We start from the raw sequence: 15,769 nt of genomic DNA on the forward strand, positions 1-15,769 counted from the left end.
GTGTCTAGAGAATTTATAGAGTTGAATTATGGCGATAATAATAGCGGCAATCCCTTTGTTTTTGATTTTAATAGCAATTGAAATGTGGTGTGATTACAAGCGCCAAACGGGCTACTATCGTTTTAATGACGCAATCAACTCATTGAGTATTGGCATACTTAGTCGATTTACTGGCGTGCTAAAGTCACTACTACCACTGTCTATTTACTTTGTTATTTATAACGAATTCGCTCTTTTTAATTTATCTAAGGATAGTATTTGGGTTTGGCTTTTTGCTTTTGTTGTGTATGACTTAGCTTATTATTGGGCTCACCGTTTAAATCATCGAGTACATGTCATGTGGGGCTCTCACGTAGTCCATCATTCCAGTGAAGAGTACAATCTTACAACGGCATTGAGACAAACTAGTACCCCGAGTTTACTTGCTTGGCTCGTATATTTGCCATTGGCTTTTATTGGGGTTGATCCTGTTGTATTTATTGCATGCGCCTCGTTAAATTTGGTGTATCAATTTTGGGTTCATACCCGTCACGTTAATAAGATGCCGAATTGGTTTGAAGCTATTATGGTGACGCCAAGTCACCACCGTGTGCATCATGCCCTAAATCGTGACTATATAGATAAGAATTATGCGGGTGTTTTTATTATATGGGACAAGATTTTTAAGTCGTTCCAAGAAGAAAAAGATGATGTCGAAATTGTTTATGGCGTAAGCCATCAACTACATAGCTGGAATCCATTTTGGGCAAACCTGCAAGTGTATTGGAATTTAATTAAAGATGCCTATTATGCCAGTTCTTGGCGCGATAGATTCAAAGTGTTTTTTATGCCGCCTGGCTGGCGTCCTGATGATGTAAATAAAGCGCATCCGAGAAAATACGCGACAACAAAAACAATGAAAAAATATGATGTGGTGTTAAACACGTCGATGAAAGCCTACATACTCGTGCAGTTTATTATCATGATGATATTAACTATTGTGTTTCTTCTAACGATGCAACAATTGCCATTATTTCACTTGGCAATAGTATGTTTATTCGCGAGTCTCAGCTTGGTACTGATAGGTGGTCTACAAGAACTCAAGTCTTGGATTGTATGGGCAGAACCGATGCGTTTAATGTCGGTTTCTATCATGTTTTACATTTTATTGGCGCCGATGATTAATTGGCACTTTGAAGGATATCTCATCGTATTTACCTTGCTCGAGTTAGCTCTCTTTTATAAAACGATAAAGCGTAACTTGAATTTAGCGGGTACTTAGCTGATTTTATTTGAAATCAATGGCACGGGAGCTTGGCGATAGGCTTGCGGTGTTATACCAAACCAACGTTTGAATGCACGCTGAAAAGCACTTTGTTCAGAGTAACCTAAAATCGTCGAAATATAGATAAGTTTATGATTGGTTTGTGTTAGATAGCTAATTGCTAATTGTTGCCTGATGGCCTCAATTAGTTGGCTCAAATTTGTCTGTTCTTGTTGAAATTTTCGTTGGAGTTGGCGACTGCTTAACTCTAAATGTTGAGAAACGTCTTCCAAACTTGGAACTCCCGTAGGCAACTGCTCGATAATAAACTCGCGAATGATATCCATTGAGGCTTTTTGACGTTTTATTGTCAGCTGGTGTTCAGCTTGGCTCAATAGTACATTCAATATTTCATCGTTAGCGCTGATGATTGGATGTAATAACGACGATTGATTTATTTTTACGCCGTTAAAATTATCGCCGAATATAACGGGGCAACGAAAGAAAGCCTGGTACTCGTCGATATTCGTAGGACATCTATGTGTAAAATGGACACTAATAGGCGTATCGTTACTTCTGGTATAGGAAAAAGCAAATGTGAGCCAAGCAGTGATCACATGTTCTATATTGCTATCACTTGCCTGTGGATGTGCTATGTATCGCATGATAAATTGCTCATCTTTAATTTCGTGCTCTGCTTGACCAACATTACCTATTAAACATTGATAACGCTTTTGATAGTTTAAAGCAGCTAAAAGGTTGGGTGCGGCAACAACGATATGCCCTAAAATCCCCCATATACCTAATTCAAAAGCCTGACCAAATTTAAAGCCAATATTGGATTGTTGGAGCACATCCTTTCCGTAATCGAGTAATGCTTCATATTGTTCTAATGAATAAACACTTTGTGTTTGCGAAAATTCTAAGTCACTGGTGTTGATTAATTCAAGCAGCACACGCTTTTCAACATCATGCTGCATTAGGTACTGAACGAGAGATTTAACGCTATATTGGGGAACTAGATATTGCATTTTCTATCGACGATTAAATTGCATAGCGCCGCTGAAAATAAAAAATTGAGCGCTGTAATAAGTGAGCATAACCCACAAACTTGCCAATGGAATAGGGCTGACAAACATGTTTATTGCTAGCAGGGTGTCTGAGAGTAAAAAACAAATCACACCAAAAAGCAGTTTACGGTTAATGCTTTTATAAAATGCGATAACAGCCATTAGCGTAATAACGATTAAGTATACAGCAACGGGTACCATAAGCGCGTTAGCTGCCGGTATGATAATGCTCGCAGCAATCACACTAAATGCACAAATAGCAATAATTGAAATGAGTTTGTATTTATTGGTTTTGTTTGGGAGTTTGATAAAGTAAATACTGTAAAATATGTGCGCGATTAAAAAGCTAAGAAGCCCATACTGAAAGCTCATAGTAAATTCGATTGCTAAAAAAATATCGCCAATAAAGCTAAAAAGCAGTGCTATGCTCATCAACCATTTGTGTTTACCATCAAGTAGAGTGAAACAAGATAAAGCTAAAATAAATATCGGGAGTGCTTTAACACTGTACTGATAAGGGTAGGGAGTAAACGGCAAACTGATCAAATAAATCACAGCAGTTATAAAAAATATGCGCGAGATAGGGCTGCTTATTGAAGATAAGTCTGTGGTAGTAGCTGAATTATTAGTCATAGTGTGTTGTTATTATCGTGATACCAATTTTATTAAATATTTAGCCAATTCGGAGCCTCGACAGGGAAGTTAAAACAAAGCAAATTGATGCTGGTGTAGTCATTCTCCATCAAAACAATTTGCACAGTTACCTCTTTCCTGACGAGCTCCCTGAGGGCCAGCTTAAAAGGTTTATATGCTACGTTGCTCAATTTAACAAGGGAATAACCATTCCCTGCATTAAGTGCCTTGCCTCTAAGCCTTTTAATTCTCGCTGAATGACCAAATATTTAATGTAATTGGTATTAAAGGTTTTTTATAGCATTTAAATTTAATAATTAATACATTACAGCCAACTAAACTAAAGGACCTTTTCTTAAGATGAGTAAAACTATGCTGGGTGTGATTTCCGGGATCAATGTATTTGTTAAAAATTATGATGAGGCAATCACATTTTATTGTGATGTGCTTGGCTTTACGTTGGTTGAAAACACTGAAATAACGCCTGATTTTCGTTGGATAACAGTTAAACCAAGCGAAGAGAGTCAAACCCAGATTATTCTTGCTAAAGCTCAATCAGAAAGCCAGCTAGCCCTGGTAGGGAAGCAAGCGGGTAATGGGGTTTTGATGATTATCACCACTCAGGATTTTGATGCTAGTTATCAAAAGATGAAACAGCTAGGTGTGCGTTTTATTGAAGAGCCACGTGATGAGCCATATGGTAAAGTGGTAATATTTGAAGATTTATATGGCAATAAATTTGATTTGATTGAGCCTCTCTAAAGGTTTTTAATCCGTTCTACTGCGTTAATCGCTTCTCATGTAGCGATTGCCTTGTCTAACGAACCAAAAATTCATTTAGAATCTGTTACTTGAGATACAACAATAAAAACAAAAAACGGAGCACTAGGCTCCGTTTTTATTAAGTTATGTCTACGATTAGTCTTCGAACATCGCAGAGATTGACTCTTCGTTGCTTACACGACGAATCGCTTCAGATAACATGCCACTTAACGTTAATTGACGTAAGTTAGGTAATGCTTTCAACTCTTTCGATAAAGGAATTGAGTCAGTTACGATAACTTCGTCTATAACAGAGTCTTTTAAGTTTTGCACAGCATTGCCAGAAAGTACTGGGTGAGTTGCGTATGCATATACATTTTTCGCCCCGTGATCTTTTAATGCTGCAGCTGCTTTCGCAAGCGTGCCACCGGTATCAATCATGTCATCAACGATGATACAGTCACGGCCTTCAACGTCACCAATGATGTGCATTACTTGCGCAACGTTTGCTTTAGGGCGACGCTTATCGATGATTGCTAAGTCTGCATCATCTAATAACTTGGCAACAGCACGTGCACGAACAACACCGCCAATGTCCGGAGAAACAACAACTGGGTTGTCTAACTCTTTCTCAACCATGTCTTCAAGAAGGATTGGTGTACCAAAAACGTTGTCTACTGGTACATCGAAGAAGCCTTGAATTTGTTCAGCGTGAAGATCAACCGTTAAAACACGGTCAACACCAACGCTAGATAAGAAGTCAGCAACTACTTTAGCAGTAATTGGTACACGAGCACTGCGTACACGACGATCTTGACGAGCATAACCAAAGTAAGGCATTACCGCTGTAATACGGCCAGCAGATGCACGACGAAGTGCGTCTACCATCACGATTAATTCCATTAAGTTGTTGTTAGTTGGTGCACAAGTTGATTGGATGATGAATACATCGGCACCGCGGACGTTTTCAGTGATTTCAACACTGATTTCACCGTCGCTGAAACTACCTACTTTTGCTTCACCTAAACCCATGTATAAGCGGTCAGCAATTTTCTTAGCCAGTTCAGGGGTGGCGTTACCCGCAAAGATCTTCATGTCAGGCACTGTCAGTTCCTCAGAAACTTTTTGACATTAAAATTAACGCTAATAGTCAAAAACTAATAGTCAGTAACTATGAGCAATGAATTTACTTTTCGCCAATTTTACATTGGCATTTTCAATGCTATTTAGAATGACAACTTCTCAATAGCATGTTGTAAAGGAGAAATATTAGCTCCTTTAGCTACAAACGATTCAATTCCAGACGGCAATTTACTTTGAATGTAACGTGCCTCTTGTTCAGTAGCAAAGCTTGAAAAAACACAAGCACCTGTTCCAGTCATTTGAGACGGCGCGTATTCTATCAACCAAGCTATTAGGTTGGCAACCTCAGGATAGTGATTTATTACCCAATCTTGGCAATCATTATGACATTGTTCTAAGTGATAATTTGATTTATCAATTAGCGGCGTGTTGCGCGTTAAATCTTCAGCGCCAAATACTTGGGCTGTTGAGATGCTGACAGCAGGTTTAGTGACTAAATACCAGTGCTCAACGGGCGATTGTGGTGTGATAATTTCGCCAACTCCTTCAGCAAAAGAGGCATAACCGTGTACAAAAATCGGTACATCAGCGCCAAGTTCAAGGCCAATATCAGCAAGCGTTTGTTTATCTAAATCGAGCTTCCATAATGTATTAAGAGCAATCAAAACGGTGGCTGCGTTAGAAGAGCCACCTCCAAGTCCGCCGCCCATTGGAAGGATCTTATCAATTGATATTTTAACGCCTTGTGATACTCCACTGTAGGTTTGAAGTTTTTTTGCAGCGCGATAAATAAGGTTATCTTCAATAGCTACACCATCAAATTCGGTAAGTAGCTCGACTGTTTGACCATTAGTAACCTCAAAATGCAAGGTATCGCCGTAGTCTAAGAACTGGAATAAGGTTTGGAGGTTGTGATAGCCATTGCTACGTTGACCGGTAATATGAAGAAATAAGTTAAGCTTGGCTGGCGCTGGAAAGCTAAAAATACGGCTCACAGTCTAAGTTTCCCATCGGTTTATTTGCAGTTTAATTGTTAACTCACCCTGTGTGATGTCAACTTTATGAGGCAACATAACATTGTTAACACTCTTAAATTGACGGTATTTTACCTGCCATTGTCGTTGATTAAAATCGCTGGTTAACATATTGGGGAAATTAGCCGGTGTTTGATAGGTTAATTTGTCACCGGGTAGGTAAGGACTTCCTTTTACCCAATGACTTAACGCTTCAACGGGTAATGTTATACCAGTTAACTGCCAAATGAGGACAGCGAGGTTTTTGCCTTGATGCTCTTCACCATCGGCTTGAATCACATACGTGTTGTTGCTTTGTTCGATCTCTAGAATATTAATACCAAGAAAAGTTGAAAGGCTAAGCTTTTCTACTTCATGATCTTTGACTTGCCATAAAACATTAGCACTTTGCCTTTCTTTTGGGCTAATAAAGGCTAATTTCCCTTTAAATTGCCAGTTTGATAACTGATTGAGTACGGCTTGATGCTCTGTTGATGAGGTCTGACTGGAAACGGGCGTTTGCTTAGTCGTACTACAGCCAGAGAGCAGAAGAATAATGGTGAAAAGTAAATAATTTATTGTCTTGTACGATGATTTCATTATTTTAATCGTTTTAGTGCGAAACAACTTATTTGAACACAGCTTGTAAGGTGCTTTCAATCATAAGCGTTTTTTCGTAAAATACCCCGAATATTTGTATTGGCTTTAAAATTTTGATTATTTGATGGAATTATCATCAGTGTAAGCCATTATTTGCTTGAATTTCATAACGGGTTTACTTTTTCTTCTATGTCAATTGTCGCTGTTGGTATCAACCATAAAACTGCACCCGTGTCGGTGAGGGAGAAAATAGCCTTTAGCCCAGACACTTTAACAGTTGCTCTACAAGAAATGTTATCTCAGGTTGAATGCCAAGAGGCAGCTATTCTCTCAACCTGCAATCGTACTGAGCTTTATTTAGTGAAGCCCGGCGAGCATGACTTAACGCAAGAAAAAGTCGTTGCATGGTTGGAAAATCATCATAATATTCCTGCATCTACGCTCGTGCCAAGTTTATATTGGCACCAAGATCAAAAAGCTGTTACACACATGATGCGTGTGGCATGTGGCTTAGATTCGTTAGTGCTAGGTGAACCGCAAATCCTTGGTCAGATGAAACAGGCTTACAGCCAAGCAAAAGCTGCTGGTTCAATGGCCCTTGTCATGGATCGTTTGTTCCAACGAACATTTGGTGTCGCGAAACAAGTTAGAACAGAAACCGAAATAGGTGAAAATGCGGTTTCGGTTGCCTTTGCTGCCGTTAATTTGGCCAAGCATATTTTCGGCAAGTTGAACAAAGCCCGCGTATTGCTTGTTGGTGCAGGCGAAACCATCGAATTAGTAGCTAAGCACCTGTATGATAATCAAGTCGGTCATATTACTGTTGCCAACAGAACGATTTCTCGTGCAGAAGGCATGGCAAAGCAAATTGGCGCTGATGTAATTACACTTGCGCAAATTCCTGATCAAATGGCGAAAGCCGATATTGTGATTAGCTCAACCGGCTCTACGTTACCTATTATTGGTAAAGGTATGGTGGAAACCGCCTTAGCTGAACGTAAGCATAGACCAATGTTTATGGTCGATTTAGCGGTGCCAAGGGATATTGAAGAACAAGTAACAGAGCTAGAAGACGTATTTTTATATACGGTTGATGATTTGCAAACAATTATTGCTCAAAACATTGAAAATCGTAGGAAAGCAGCGGTACAAGCTGAGTCGATTGTTTCCGATCAAGCCGATAACTTTATGTTATGGCTGAGAGGACTAAATACTCAAGATGCCGTTATTAGCTATCGAAACCAATGTATGAGCGAGCGAGATGTCTTATTAGAGCGCGCTCAAAGTCAGTTAGCCAATGGCAAGAGCCCAGAAGCCGTAATAAATGAGCTAGCAACAAAATTAACGAATAAATTAATGCACGCGCCAACTAATGCTTTGCAAAAGGCGGCACAAGGTGGCGAGTTAGACAAACTTATCTATTTGCGTGATGTTTTTAACCTAGATGTTGAAAATATCCGCAACAAAAAATAGACCTCAAAAAGAGAACCTGAATTTCCATGAATAAATCAGTTTATTTAAAACTTGAAGGCTTGGTAGAGCGCTTTGAAGAAGTACAAGCGTTGTTATCTGATCCCGAAACAATTTCGAATCAAGATAAGTTTATGGCGTTGTCTAAAGAGTTTAAGCAACTAGAAGTTGTGGTTAAAGCTTTTAATGACTTTCGTGGCGCCGAAGATGACCTAACAACGGCTGAAGAAATGCTTAAAGAAGATGATCCTGATATGCGAGAAATGGCGCAGGAAGAATTCAAAGCAGCTAAAAAGGCTATCGAAGAACTTGAGCATGAGTTACAGATTCTTCTTTTACCGCGTGACCCTAATGATGACAATAACTGTTTTGTCGAGATTCGTGCCGGTGCTGGTGGTGACGAAGCCGCTATTTTTGCTGGCGACTTATTCCGCATGTACTCGTGTTATGCGGAGAAGAAGGGCTGGAAAGTTGAAGTCATGAACATGAACGAGTCAGAGCAGGGCGGTTACAAAGAGATTATCGCAAAAGTGAATGGCGAAGGCGTTTATGGTGAAATGAAGTTTGAATCAGGTGGGCACCGTGTTCAACGTGTACCTGAAACAGAATCTCAGGGCCGTGTTCATACGTCAGCGTGTACCGTTGTGGTTATGCCTGAAATACCGGAATCTGAAGCAATTGAAATTAACAAAGCTGACTTAAAAGTTGATACGTTCCGTGCCTCGGGTGCGGGTGGTCAGCACGTTAACAAAACTGACTCTGCTATTCGTATTACCCATATTCCTACGGGGATTGTGGTTGAGTGTCAGGACCAACGTTCGCAACACAAAAACCGTGCTCAAGCAATGTCTGTACTTGCAGCTCGTTTGCAACAAGCTGAAGATGATAAGCGTCGTGCAGAAGAGGAATCGTCGCGTCGTAGCCTAGTGGCAAGTGGTGATCGAAGTGAACGTATTAGAACATACAACTTCCCGCAGGGTCGTATGTCTGATCATCGCATCAACTTAACCTTATATCGTCTAAACGAGGTGATGGAAGGTAACTTACAGTTGGTCATGGACCCAATCTTACAAGAAAACCAAGCTGATTTATTAGCTGCACTTTCTGAACAAAACCAATAATAGGTTATATGTTTAGCGTACCAATTACGGTTAAACAATTAATTGGCCAAGCGAGCCAATTGCTCAACGGAAAATCTGACAGTCAACAACTTGATTGTCAGATTTTGCTTTGTAACACCCTAAAAAAACCACAAAGCTACGTATTTACTTGGCCTGATGTTCAGCTAACAGAGCAGCAGGTTACTGAGTTTACGGAACTCTTTAAACGTCGCTTAGCGGGTGAACCTATTGCTTATATCGTTGGTGAAAAAGAGTTTTGGTCATTAAGTTTGAAGGTATCACCAGCAACACTGATACCAAGACCTGATACAGAAACTTTAGTTGACCTTGTCTTAGCGAATCATCAACAAGCAACATTGGATTTATTGGATCTGGGGACAGGAACTGGTGCGATTGCATTAGCGTTAGCCAGTGAACAGCCAGATTGGCATGTTGAAGCGATAGACTTTAATCATGATGCCGTTGCTTTAGCTAATGAAAACAAACAGCGAAATAATCTAGATAGGGTGTCAATTTATCAAAGTGATTGGTTTGGTAACATTGATAACAAATTTGATGTGATTGTTTCAAACCCTCCGTATATTGATGAGCAAGATCCGCACTTAGATGAAGGTGACGTAAGGTTTGAACCAAATTCAGCATTAGTTGCCAAAGAGCAAGGTTTAGAAGACTTAAAGCACATTATCGCAACCGCTAGAGGATATTTTAAATCGACAGGCGGCTGTTTGTACTTGGAGCATGGTTATGATCAAGCTCAGCAGGTACAAGCCCTATTTGTAGAATATGGCTATCAAAATCCAAGAACACAAAAAGATTTAGGTGATAACCCGCGTATCACGTATGCTAGCTTTTCGAGTTAACATTTCTTTATTTCAACAATAATAATCAACAAGGATAAATAATGAAGCATTTACACATGACATTGGCCGCATTGAGCATTGGCTTGTTCTTTTTACGTTTTGTTTGGCTCATGATGGGATCAGCACAACTTGACAAGAAATGGGTAAAAATAACACCACACGTTATCGATACTTTATTATTAACGGTTGGTATCGTTATGGCAGTAAAACTTGCGTTAAGCCCTTTTGAATACATGTGGTTTGGTGAAAAGCTATTAGCTGTTGTCGCTTATATTTTCACGGGGTTTTATACCTTGAAATTAGCGCGAAATAAACCAATGCAAATCGTGGGTTTTCTTGGCGCGATGGGGTGGGTGATGCTCATTTTCCGATTAGCGATGTCAAAACAACCGCTTTTCTTTGTATAAGTATTGAATTGCCACGATATACCCTTATATAGCATCTAATTAAGAAGTTTTTGAAGTAGTAGATGAACGAATTATTATTAGCCGAAATTAAGTCAGATAACATTAAATTATTGGATACTCTTGTATTAATTGAAGAGTTTATTTTCGGTCCAGGCATTAAACCTATTCCACAAGTTCAGGCGCTTGCAGATCATTGTTTGACAGAGATAGAGGAAATAGAAGGCGAGTTATCGCAAGCAGAAAGCTTAATAAATGAATTGTTTGTCAACCAACTTTTTCTTGATAAGCAGCACGCTTTATGGCCTGTGACTAGTCATCAAATTGTACCTAGTTTGCTATATAGAATAATGTCGCCTTCGTTAAAGTGCATTATTATTTCTCATATTATTCGCCACTGTGGTTTTGAAGCTAACATCGTCTATGTGCCAGATAAGATCATGGTCCAACTGGTTTGTGACGAAGATTACACAATAATCTTTGATCCGGTTGTCGGTGAGTCGTTAACTTGGGAAGACCTAGCTGAACGCATGTCGGATAGCGATCACTTTGTGAACTATCAACAAGTCGAGCCATTATCTGATAAAGAGGTGTTGCTTAAACACCTCTCAAGCTTGAAGTCGGCGTTAATCAGGGAAAATAAATATCGCCAGGCGCTAAAATGTATGGACGTCATATTAGCATTAAAACCAGATGATCCTTATCAACGCAGAGATCGTGGTTTTTTGCTTCATCAACTTGATTGTTTTAAAGTGGCTTACGATGATTATCGATTTTTTGTTGAGCAATGTCCGCAAGATCCGGCCGCTCAACTTTTAAAATTACAATTAGAAAATATTACGATTTCAGATACAATTTTACACTAACTTCGGAGACTTCATGCCTCACACGCCAATGATCACCAATGATGCGACGGTACTCGGATTGCTCGTTATTTTGCTCGGTGGTGTCTTTTATACTGCTCAGCACTCAAGCACTTTTTGGAAAAAGTTTTACTCAGTTGTACCTGCAGTTTTACTTTGCTACTTCCTGCCATCGCTACTAAACACATTTGGCGTAATTAGTGGGAAAGAATCGGATTTATATTACGTAGCGTCTCGCTATTTATTACCAGCCTGTTTGGTACTTCTTACATTAAGTGTTGATTTAAAAGCCATTTCAAGGCTAGGTTCAAAAGCTGTTATTTTATTTTTTACGGGCACGGTGGGTATTATTATTGGTGGACCCATTGCATTGCTCACTGTTGCTCAGTTTGCACCTGAACTTATTGGCGTTGACGGACCAGAAGCTGTTTGGAGAGGTATGACTACGGTGGCGGGTAGTTGGATTGGCGGCAGTGCAAATCAGGCCGCGATGAAAGAAATTTACGGCGCTGGTGACCAAATCTTTTCAGTCATGGTAACGGTTGACGTCATCGTTGCGAACTTATGGATGGCAGTGATACTTGTGATGGCAGGCAATGCGAAAGCTATTGATGCGAAAACGGGTGCAGATACCTCTGCGATTAGCGACTTGAAACAAAAAGTAGAGCAATTTCAAGCGAAGCATGCACGTATTCCAACGTTAGCCGACCTTATGATTATCGTGGCTATTGGTTTAGGTGTTACGGGATTTGCTCATTTGTTTGCCGATAATATTACGCCATTTTTCGTTGAACATTTTCCAAATACAGACCGATTTAGCTTTCACAGTAAGTTTTTTTGGATGATTGTTTTTGCTACGACTGTCGGTATAACACTTTCATTTACCAGAGCACGTGAGCTAGAAGGTGTTGGAGCGTCGCGTGTCGGTTCAGCATTTCTTTATATCCTGATAGCCACTATTGGTATGAAAATGGATGTGACGATGATCTTAGATACGCCAGTTTATTTCGTCATTGGCGTTATTTGGATGGTGATTCATGCCGGCTTGATGTTGCTTGTCGCGAAGTTATTAAAAGCACCGCTGTTTTACATGGCTGTTGGCTCTCAAGCAAATGTTGGTGGTGCAGCCTCCGCGCCAATCGTGGCTAGTGCCTTCCATCCATCGTTGGCACCAGTTGGCGTATTGTTGGCAGTGTTGGGTTACACTGTGGGAACTTACATGGCCTGGTTGTGTGGTCAAATTTTACAAGCTGTCGGTTAATACCAAGTGAAAAAATGATTTGCTCTCTCAGCGAGAATTAACAGGCTTAGAGGCAAGGCGCTGAATGAAAAGAATGGTTATTCCCTTGTTGATTTCAGCAACGCAGCATATAAGCCTTTTAAACTCGCCCTTCGGGAGCTTGTCAGAGGCAAGATAACTGCGGCAGATTTACTCAATGTAGAACAACTATATTGTCACAAATCTTTCTTGTTCACTCACCTCTGACATAGCTCTGAGATGACTAAAGCATTATTTCACTTGGTATAAGCCGTAGCATACAAATATAAATGTAGGAATAATTATGAATAAGCAGCTTATTGAGCTTAATCAAATCGAAATTGCTAATGACAAACCATTTGTTTTATTTGGTGGAATGAATGTGCTTGAGTCGCGTGATTTGGCTATGAAAATTGCTGAAACATATAAGGAAACCACTGAAAAATTGGGTATTCCATATGTATTTAAAGCCTCATTCGATAAAGCCAACCGCTCGTCGGTACATTCATTTCGTGGCCCAGGAATGGAAGAAGGCTTAAAGATATTCGAAGAGATAAAATCTACTTTCGATGTGCCAATTATTACCGATGTTCATGAACCGCATCAAGCACAGCCGGTAGCAGATGTTGTTGATATTATTCAGTTACCTGCATTCTTAGCACGTCAAACAGATTTGGTTGTCGCAATGGCTAAAACAGATGCAATTATTAATGTTAAAAAGCCACAATTCCTTGCTGCTCATGAAATGAAGCATATCATTACTAAATTTGGTGAGGCAGATAACGACAAAGTTATCTTATGCGAACGCGGCAGTTGTTATGGTTACAACAACCTTGTTGTAGATATGTTAGCGATGGATGAAATGAAAACAATGGCACCAGTAATGTTTGATGCAACACATGCCTTACAACGACCTGGTGGCCGCTCAGATTCAGCAGATGGTCGACGTGCGCAAGCTGCCCAATTAGCGCGAAGTGGTATGGCGATAGGTATTGCTGGCTTATTTATTGAATCACACCCTGATCCGGATAATGCAAAGTGTGATGGGCCATGTGCATTACCGCTTGATAAATTAGAGCCGTACCTAGCGCAGATGAAAGCGATTGACGATTTAGTGAAGGGCTTTGAGCCATTGATAACCGAGTAATTTATCGGTTTTTAGATAAGAAAAAAGGTGCTTATAGCACCTTTTTTTATGCTTGAAATGATTATCAAGCAATAAGCGAGCATTGATTGGAGCTATTCTGCTGTTAAGCTACCAATTTGGCTTTGGATATCAGCTATTAACGCCGATTCTTGCGTTAATTTTCCTTCTTGCGACTCAATTTTGAATACTTGTTTAGCAAACAAGTTAATTTGCTCATTAACCAGCGTTAGGTTTGCTTTGATTTCAACGTGAGCTTGGTCTACAAGTTGTGCTTGATTAACAGGTGTTGCCTGTTCTAAAGTGGTTGCTTGTGCCATAGGGATAACAGCTAAGAGCGCGCTAGTTGTGATAAGTTTTTTTAAAAATGTCATGATTGTCATATCCAGAATAAAGTTAATAAATCTAATAGAACTCTAGGGCTTTATTCTTTGAATGAAAAAACGACTACCAACAATTTTTTCTTATTACCTTGCCTATATTCAACTTTATCAAGGTGAAAGAATGTCGCCCTCTATCTATGGTGTAAATTTTAGGCTTCTACTGGCAAAAGATAAAATGACAATTTATAATGCTAATCATTAGAAAAACTAATGAATAACATTTTTCAGTCTGTCTCAAATTAATATTTATTCATTAAAGAAGTTTAGTTATCCATTTGCTGATTTTTGAGGAGCAAAAATGGCAGCAAGATTACCTCCGTTAAATGCACTTAGAGCTTTTGAAGCTTCTGCTCGGCACCTAAGCTTTACAAGAGCTGCAGAGGAGCTGTTTGTTACCCAAGCGGCAATTAGCCATCAAATAAAAAGCTTAGAAGAGCATTTAGGCTTAAAATTATTTATGCGCAAAAATCGTGCATTACTTCTAAGTGAAGAAGGGCAGTCTTACTATCTTGATATAAAAGATATTTTCAATTCGTTACACGAAGCTACAGAAAAGTTACTTGCTCGAGGTGCAAAAGGTGCAATAACCGTAAGTTTGCAGCCGAGTTTTGCAATTCAATGGTTGGTACCTCGCCTCAATGATTTTAATGCGTTGCATCCAGATATTGACGTAAGGATCAAAGCGGTTGATCAACCCGACAATTCACTAACTGAAGACGTTGATATAGCGATTTACTACGGTAGAGGGCGTTGGTCAAACGTGCATGCTCAGCAGCTGCATACGGAATATCTCATTCCCGTATGCTCTCCTATGTTATTAGCAGGCAAAAAACCATTAAATTCAACGGGTGATTTGAGCCAACATATATTGCTCCATGATACTTCTAGGCGCGATTGGAAACGTTGGGTAAAGCAAGTCGGCGTGAAAGGGATCAATGTAAATCATGGACCTATATTTAGTCATTCGTCTATGGTGCTTCAGGCGGCCATTCATGGACAAGGCATTGCGCTTGCCAATAGTTTTCTGGCGAAGCCCGACTTAGATGCAGGTCGCTTGGTATCACCTTTTACCGATGTGCTTGTGAGCAAAGATGCTCATTATCTCGTCTATCGTGAACATCAATCTGAACTTGGTAAAATAGAGGCGTTTAATAATTGGATGCTGGAAACGGTTGAGCGTGAGCAAGAAGTCATTGTAGATGGGCACCTAACTGATGAATAGACTGCTAATTAATGAATCGAGTAAAGCTATTGCCACGTTTGTCTTTGCTCACGGTGCGGGTGCAGGGATGTCACATACTTTTATGGAAAACATGACCTCAAAGTTGAATAGGTTAGGTATTAATACCGTTAGATTTGATTTTCCTTACATGGCTAAACGTGCGGTTGATGGTAAGAAGTACCCACCAAATAAGATGCCGATACTTATAGAAGCTTATAAAGAGGTAGTAGAAAACCTCTCATCGACATTGCCAGTATTTATTGGGGGCAAATCTATGGGATCACGTGTTGCCATGACGCTCTTATCAGAACACAAATCAATGGCAGAGCAGGTGAAAGGAGCGATTTGTTTGGGGTATCCTTTTCACCCTCCTAAAAAGCCTGATAATCTTCGTTTGTCGCCCTTAACAGACAACAAAGTGCCAACACTAATTTGTCAAGGCGAACGTGATACCCTTGGCAATAAACGAGAGGTGTTGTCATATCAGCTTGATACAAATTACTCGGTAAAGTTTTTCCCTGATGGCGATCATGATTTCAAGCCGAGGGTGCGCTCTGGATTTACCCATGAAGAAAACCTGGATGAGGTAGCCATTGCGATTTTGGCCTTTGTTAAAGCCCAACTTGAATCGCACGGATGA

17 protein-coding genes are annotated in these 15,769 nt (G+C 39.9%); 11 read left to right on the forward strand and 6 right to left on the reverse strand.

Going from position 1 to position 15,769, the window contains the following annotated elements; genetic code table 11:
- The first annotated feature begins 28 nt into the window (after nt 1–28).
- The gene (locus QQK05_RS15170; RefSeq protein ID WP_284300105.1) at nt 29–1,261 is read left to right on the forward strand and encodes a sterol desaturase family protein; all 1,233 of its coding nucleotides are present in this window, start codon (nt 29–31) and stop codon (nt 1,259–1,261) included.
- Here the strand turns inward: QQK05_RS15170 and QQK05_RS15175 are convergent.
- Both QQK05_RS15175 and QQK05_RS15180 read right to left on the reverse strand, forming a co-directional pair.
- On the reverse strand, nt 1,258–2,274 hold the full coding sequence (locus tag QQK05_RS15175) for an AraC family transcriptional regulator (protein ID WP_284300107.1): 1,017 nt from the start codon (nt 2,272–2,274) through the stop codon (nt 1,258–1,260). The genes QQK05_RS15170 and QQK05_RS15175 overlap by 4 nt on opposite strands.
- A 3-nt stretch (nt 2,275–2,277) precedes the next feature.
- A complete protein-coding gene (locus tag QQK05_RS15180; RefSeq protein ID WP_284300109.1) occupies nt 2,278–2,946 on the reverse strand; it encodes a lysoplasmalogenase in 669 nt (222 codons plus the stop codon).
- A 360-nt stretch (nt 2,947–3,306) separates the two neighbouring features.
- On the opposite strand from QQK05_RS15180, the gene QQK05_RS15185 reads away from it, so the two are divergent.
- Nucleotides 3,307–3,708 carry a VOC family protein gene (locus QQK05_RS15185; RefSeq protein ID WP_284300111.1) on the forward strand — a complete coding sequence of 134 codons (402 nt, stop codon included), beginning with the start codon at nt 3,307–3,309 and terminating at the stop codon, nt 3,706–3,708.
- Between the two features lie 156 nt (nt 3,709–3,864).
- Here QQK05_RS15185 and QQK05_RS15190 read toward each other — a convergent pair whose 3' ends face one another.
- From QQK05_RS15190 to lolB, 3 genes are all read right to left on the reverse strand, one after another.
- Nucleotides 3,865–4,812, reverse strand: coding sequence for a ribose-phosphate pyrophosphokinase (locus tag QQK05_RS15190; RefSeq protein ID WP_284300113.1), 948 nt, complete (start codon nt 4,810–4,812; stop codon nt 3,865–3,867).
- A 122-nt stretch (nt 4,813–4,934) separates the two neighbouring features.
- Nucleotides 4,935–5,786 (reverse strand): 4-(cytidine 5'-diphospho)-2-C-methyl-D-erythritol kinase, encoded by an 852-nt coding sequence (ispE, locus tag QQK05_RS15195; protein ID WP_284300115.1) that lies wholly within the window; start codon nt 5,784–5,786, stop codon nt 4,935–4,937.
- Between the two features lie 3 nt (nt 5,787–5,789).
- On the reverse strand, nt 5,790–6,404 hold the full coding sequence (gene lolB / locus QQK05_RS15200) for a lipoprotein insertase outer membrane protein LolB (RefSeq protein WP_284300118.1): 615 nt from the start codon (nt 6,402–6,404) through the stop codon (nt 5,790–5,792).
- Nucleotides 6,405–6,593: 189 nt separating this feature from the next.
- Between lolB and hemA the strand changes: the two genes are divergently transcribed.
- From hemA to kdsA, 7 genes are all read left to right on the forward strand, one after another.
- Entirely contained in the window at nt 6,594–7,877 is a 1,284-nt protein-coding gene (gene hemA / locus QQK05_RS15205) for a glutamyl-tRNA reductase (RefSeq protein ID WP_284300120.1), read from the forward strand.
- A 26-nt stretch (nt 7,878–7,903) separates the two neighbouring features.
- The gene (gene prfA / locus QQK05_RS15210; protein WP_284300122.1) at nt 7,904–8,995 is read left to right on the forward strand and encodes a peptide chain release factor 1; all 1,092 of its coding nucleotides are present in this window, start codon (nt 7,904–7,906) and stop codon (nt 8,993–8,995) included.
- An 8-nt stretch (nt 8,996–9,003) separates the two neighbouring features.
- Complete coding sequence (prmC, locus tag QQK05_RS15215) at nt 9,004–9,855, forward strand: peptide chain release factor N(5)-glutamine methyltransferase (protein WP_284300124.1); 852 nt, start codon at nt 9,004–9,006, stop codon at nt 9,853–9,855.
- A gap of 41 nt (nt 9,856–9,896) precedes the next feature.
- Nucleotides 9,897–10,262: a SirB2 family protein gene (locus QQK05_RS15220; protein ID WP_284300127.1), complete on the forward strand. Its 366-nt coding sequence runs from the start codon at nt 9,897–9,899 to the stop codon at nt 10,260–10,262.
- 62 nt (nt 10,263–10,324) lie between these two features.
- Nucleotides 10,325–11,125, forward strand: a complete 801-nt coding sequence (locus tag QQK05_RS15225; protein ID WP_284300129.1) for a tetratricopeptide repeat protein — start codon at nt 10,325–10,327, stop codon at nt 11,123–11,125.
- Nucleotides 11,126–11,138: 13 nt separating this feature from the next.
- Entirely contained in the window at nt 11,139–12,383 is a 1,245-nt protein-coding gene (locus tag QQK05_RS15230; RefSeq protein ID WP_284300131.1) for a DUF819 family protein, read from the forward strand.
- 301 nt (nt 12,384–12,684) lie between these two features.
- Nucleotides 12,685–13,527: a 3-deoxy-8-phosphooctulonate synthase gene (gene kdsA / locus QQK05_RS15235; protein ID WP_284300133.1), complete on the forward strand. Its 843-nt coding sequence runs from the start codon at nt 12,685–12,687 to the stop codon at nt 13,525–13,527.
- Nucleotides 13,528–13,619: 92 nt separating this feature from the next.
- Here kdsA and QQK05_RS15240 read toward each other — a convergent pair whose 3' ends face one another.
- Nucleotides 13,620–13,898, reverse strand: a complete 279-nt coding sequence (locus tag QQK05_RS15240) for a hypothetical protein (protein WP_284300135.1) — start codon at nt 13,896–13,898, stop codon at nt 13,620–13,622.
- Between the two features lie 307 nt (nt 13,899–14,205).
- On the opposite strand from QQK05_RS15240, the gene QQK05_RS15245 reads away from it, so the two are divergent.
- Together QQK05_RS15245 and QQK05_RS15250 are read left to right on the forward strand one after the other, a co-directional pair.
- Complete coding sequence (locus QQK05_RS15245) at nt 14,206–15,129, forward strand: transcriptional regulator GcvA (RefSeq protein ID WP_284300137.1); 924 nt, start codon at nt 14,206–14,208, stop codon at nt 15,127–15,129.
- Nucleotides 15,122–15,769: an alpha/beta family hydrolase gene (locus tag QQK05_RS15250; protein ID WP_284300139.1), complete on the forward strand. Its 648-nt coding sequence runs from the start codon at nt 15,122–15,124 to the stop codon at nt 15,767–15,769. The genes QQK05_RS15245 and QQK05_RS15250 overlap by 8 nt, the downstream gene beginning before the upstream one ends.

This window comes from Thalassotalea loyana (assembly GCF_030161435.1).
GTDB classification, from domain to species: Bacteria; Pseudomonadota; Gammaproteobacteria; order Enterobacterales; family Alteromonadaceae; genus Thalassotalea_G; species Thalassotalea_G loyana.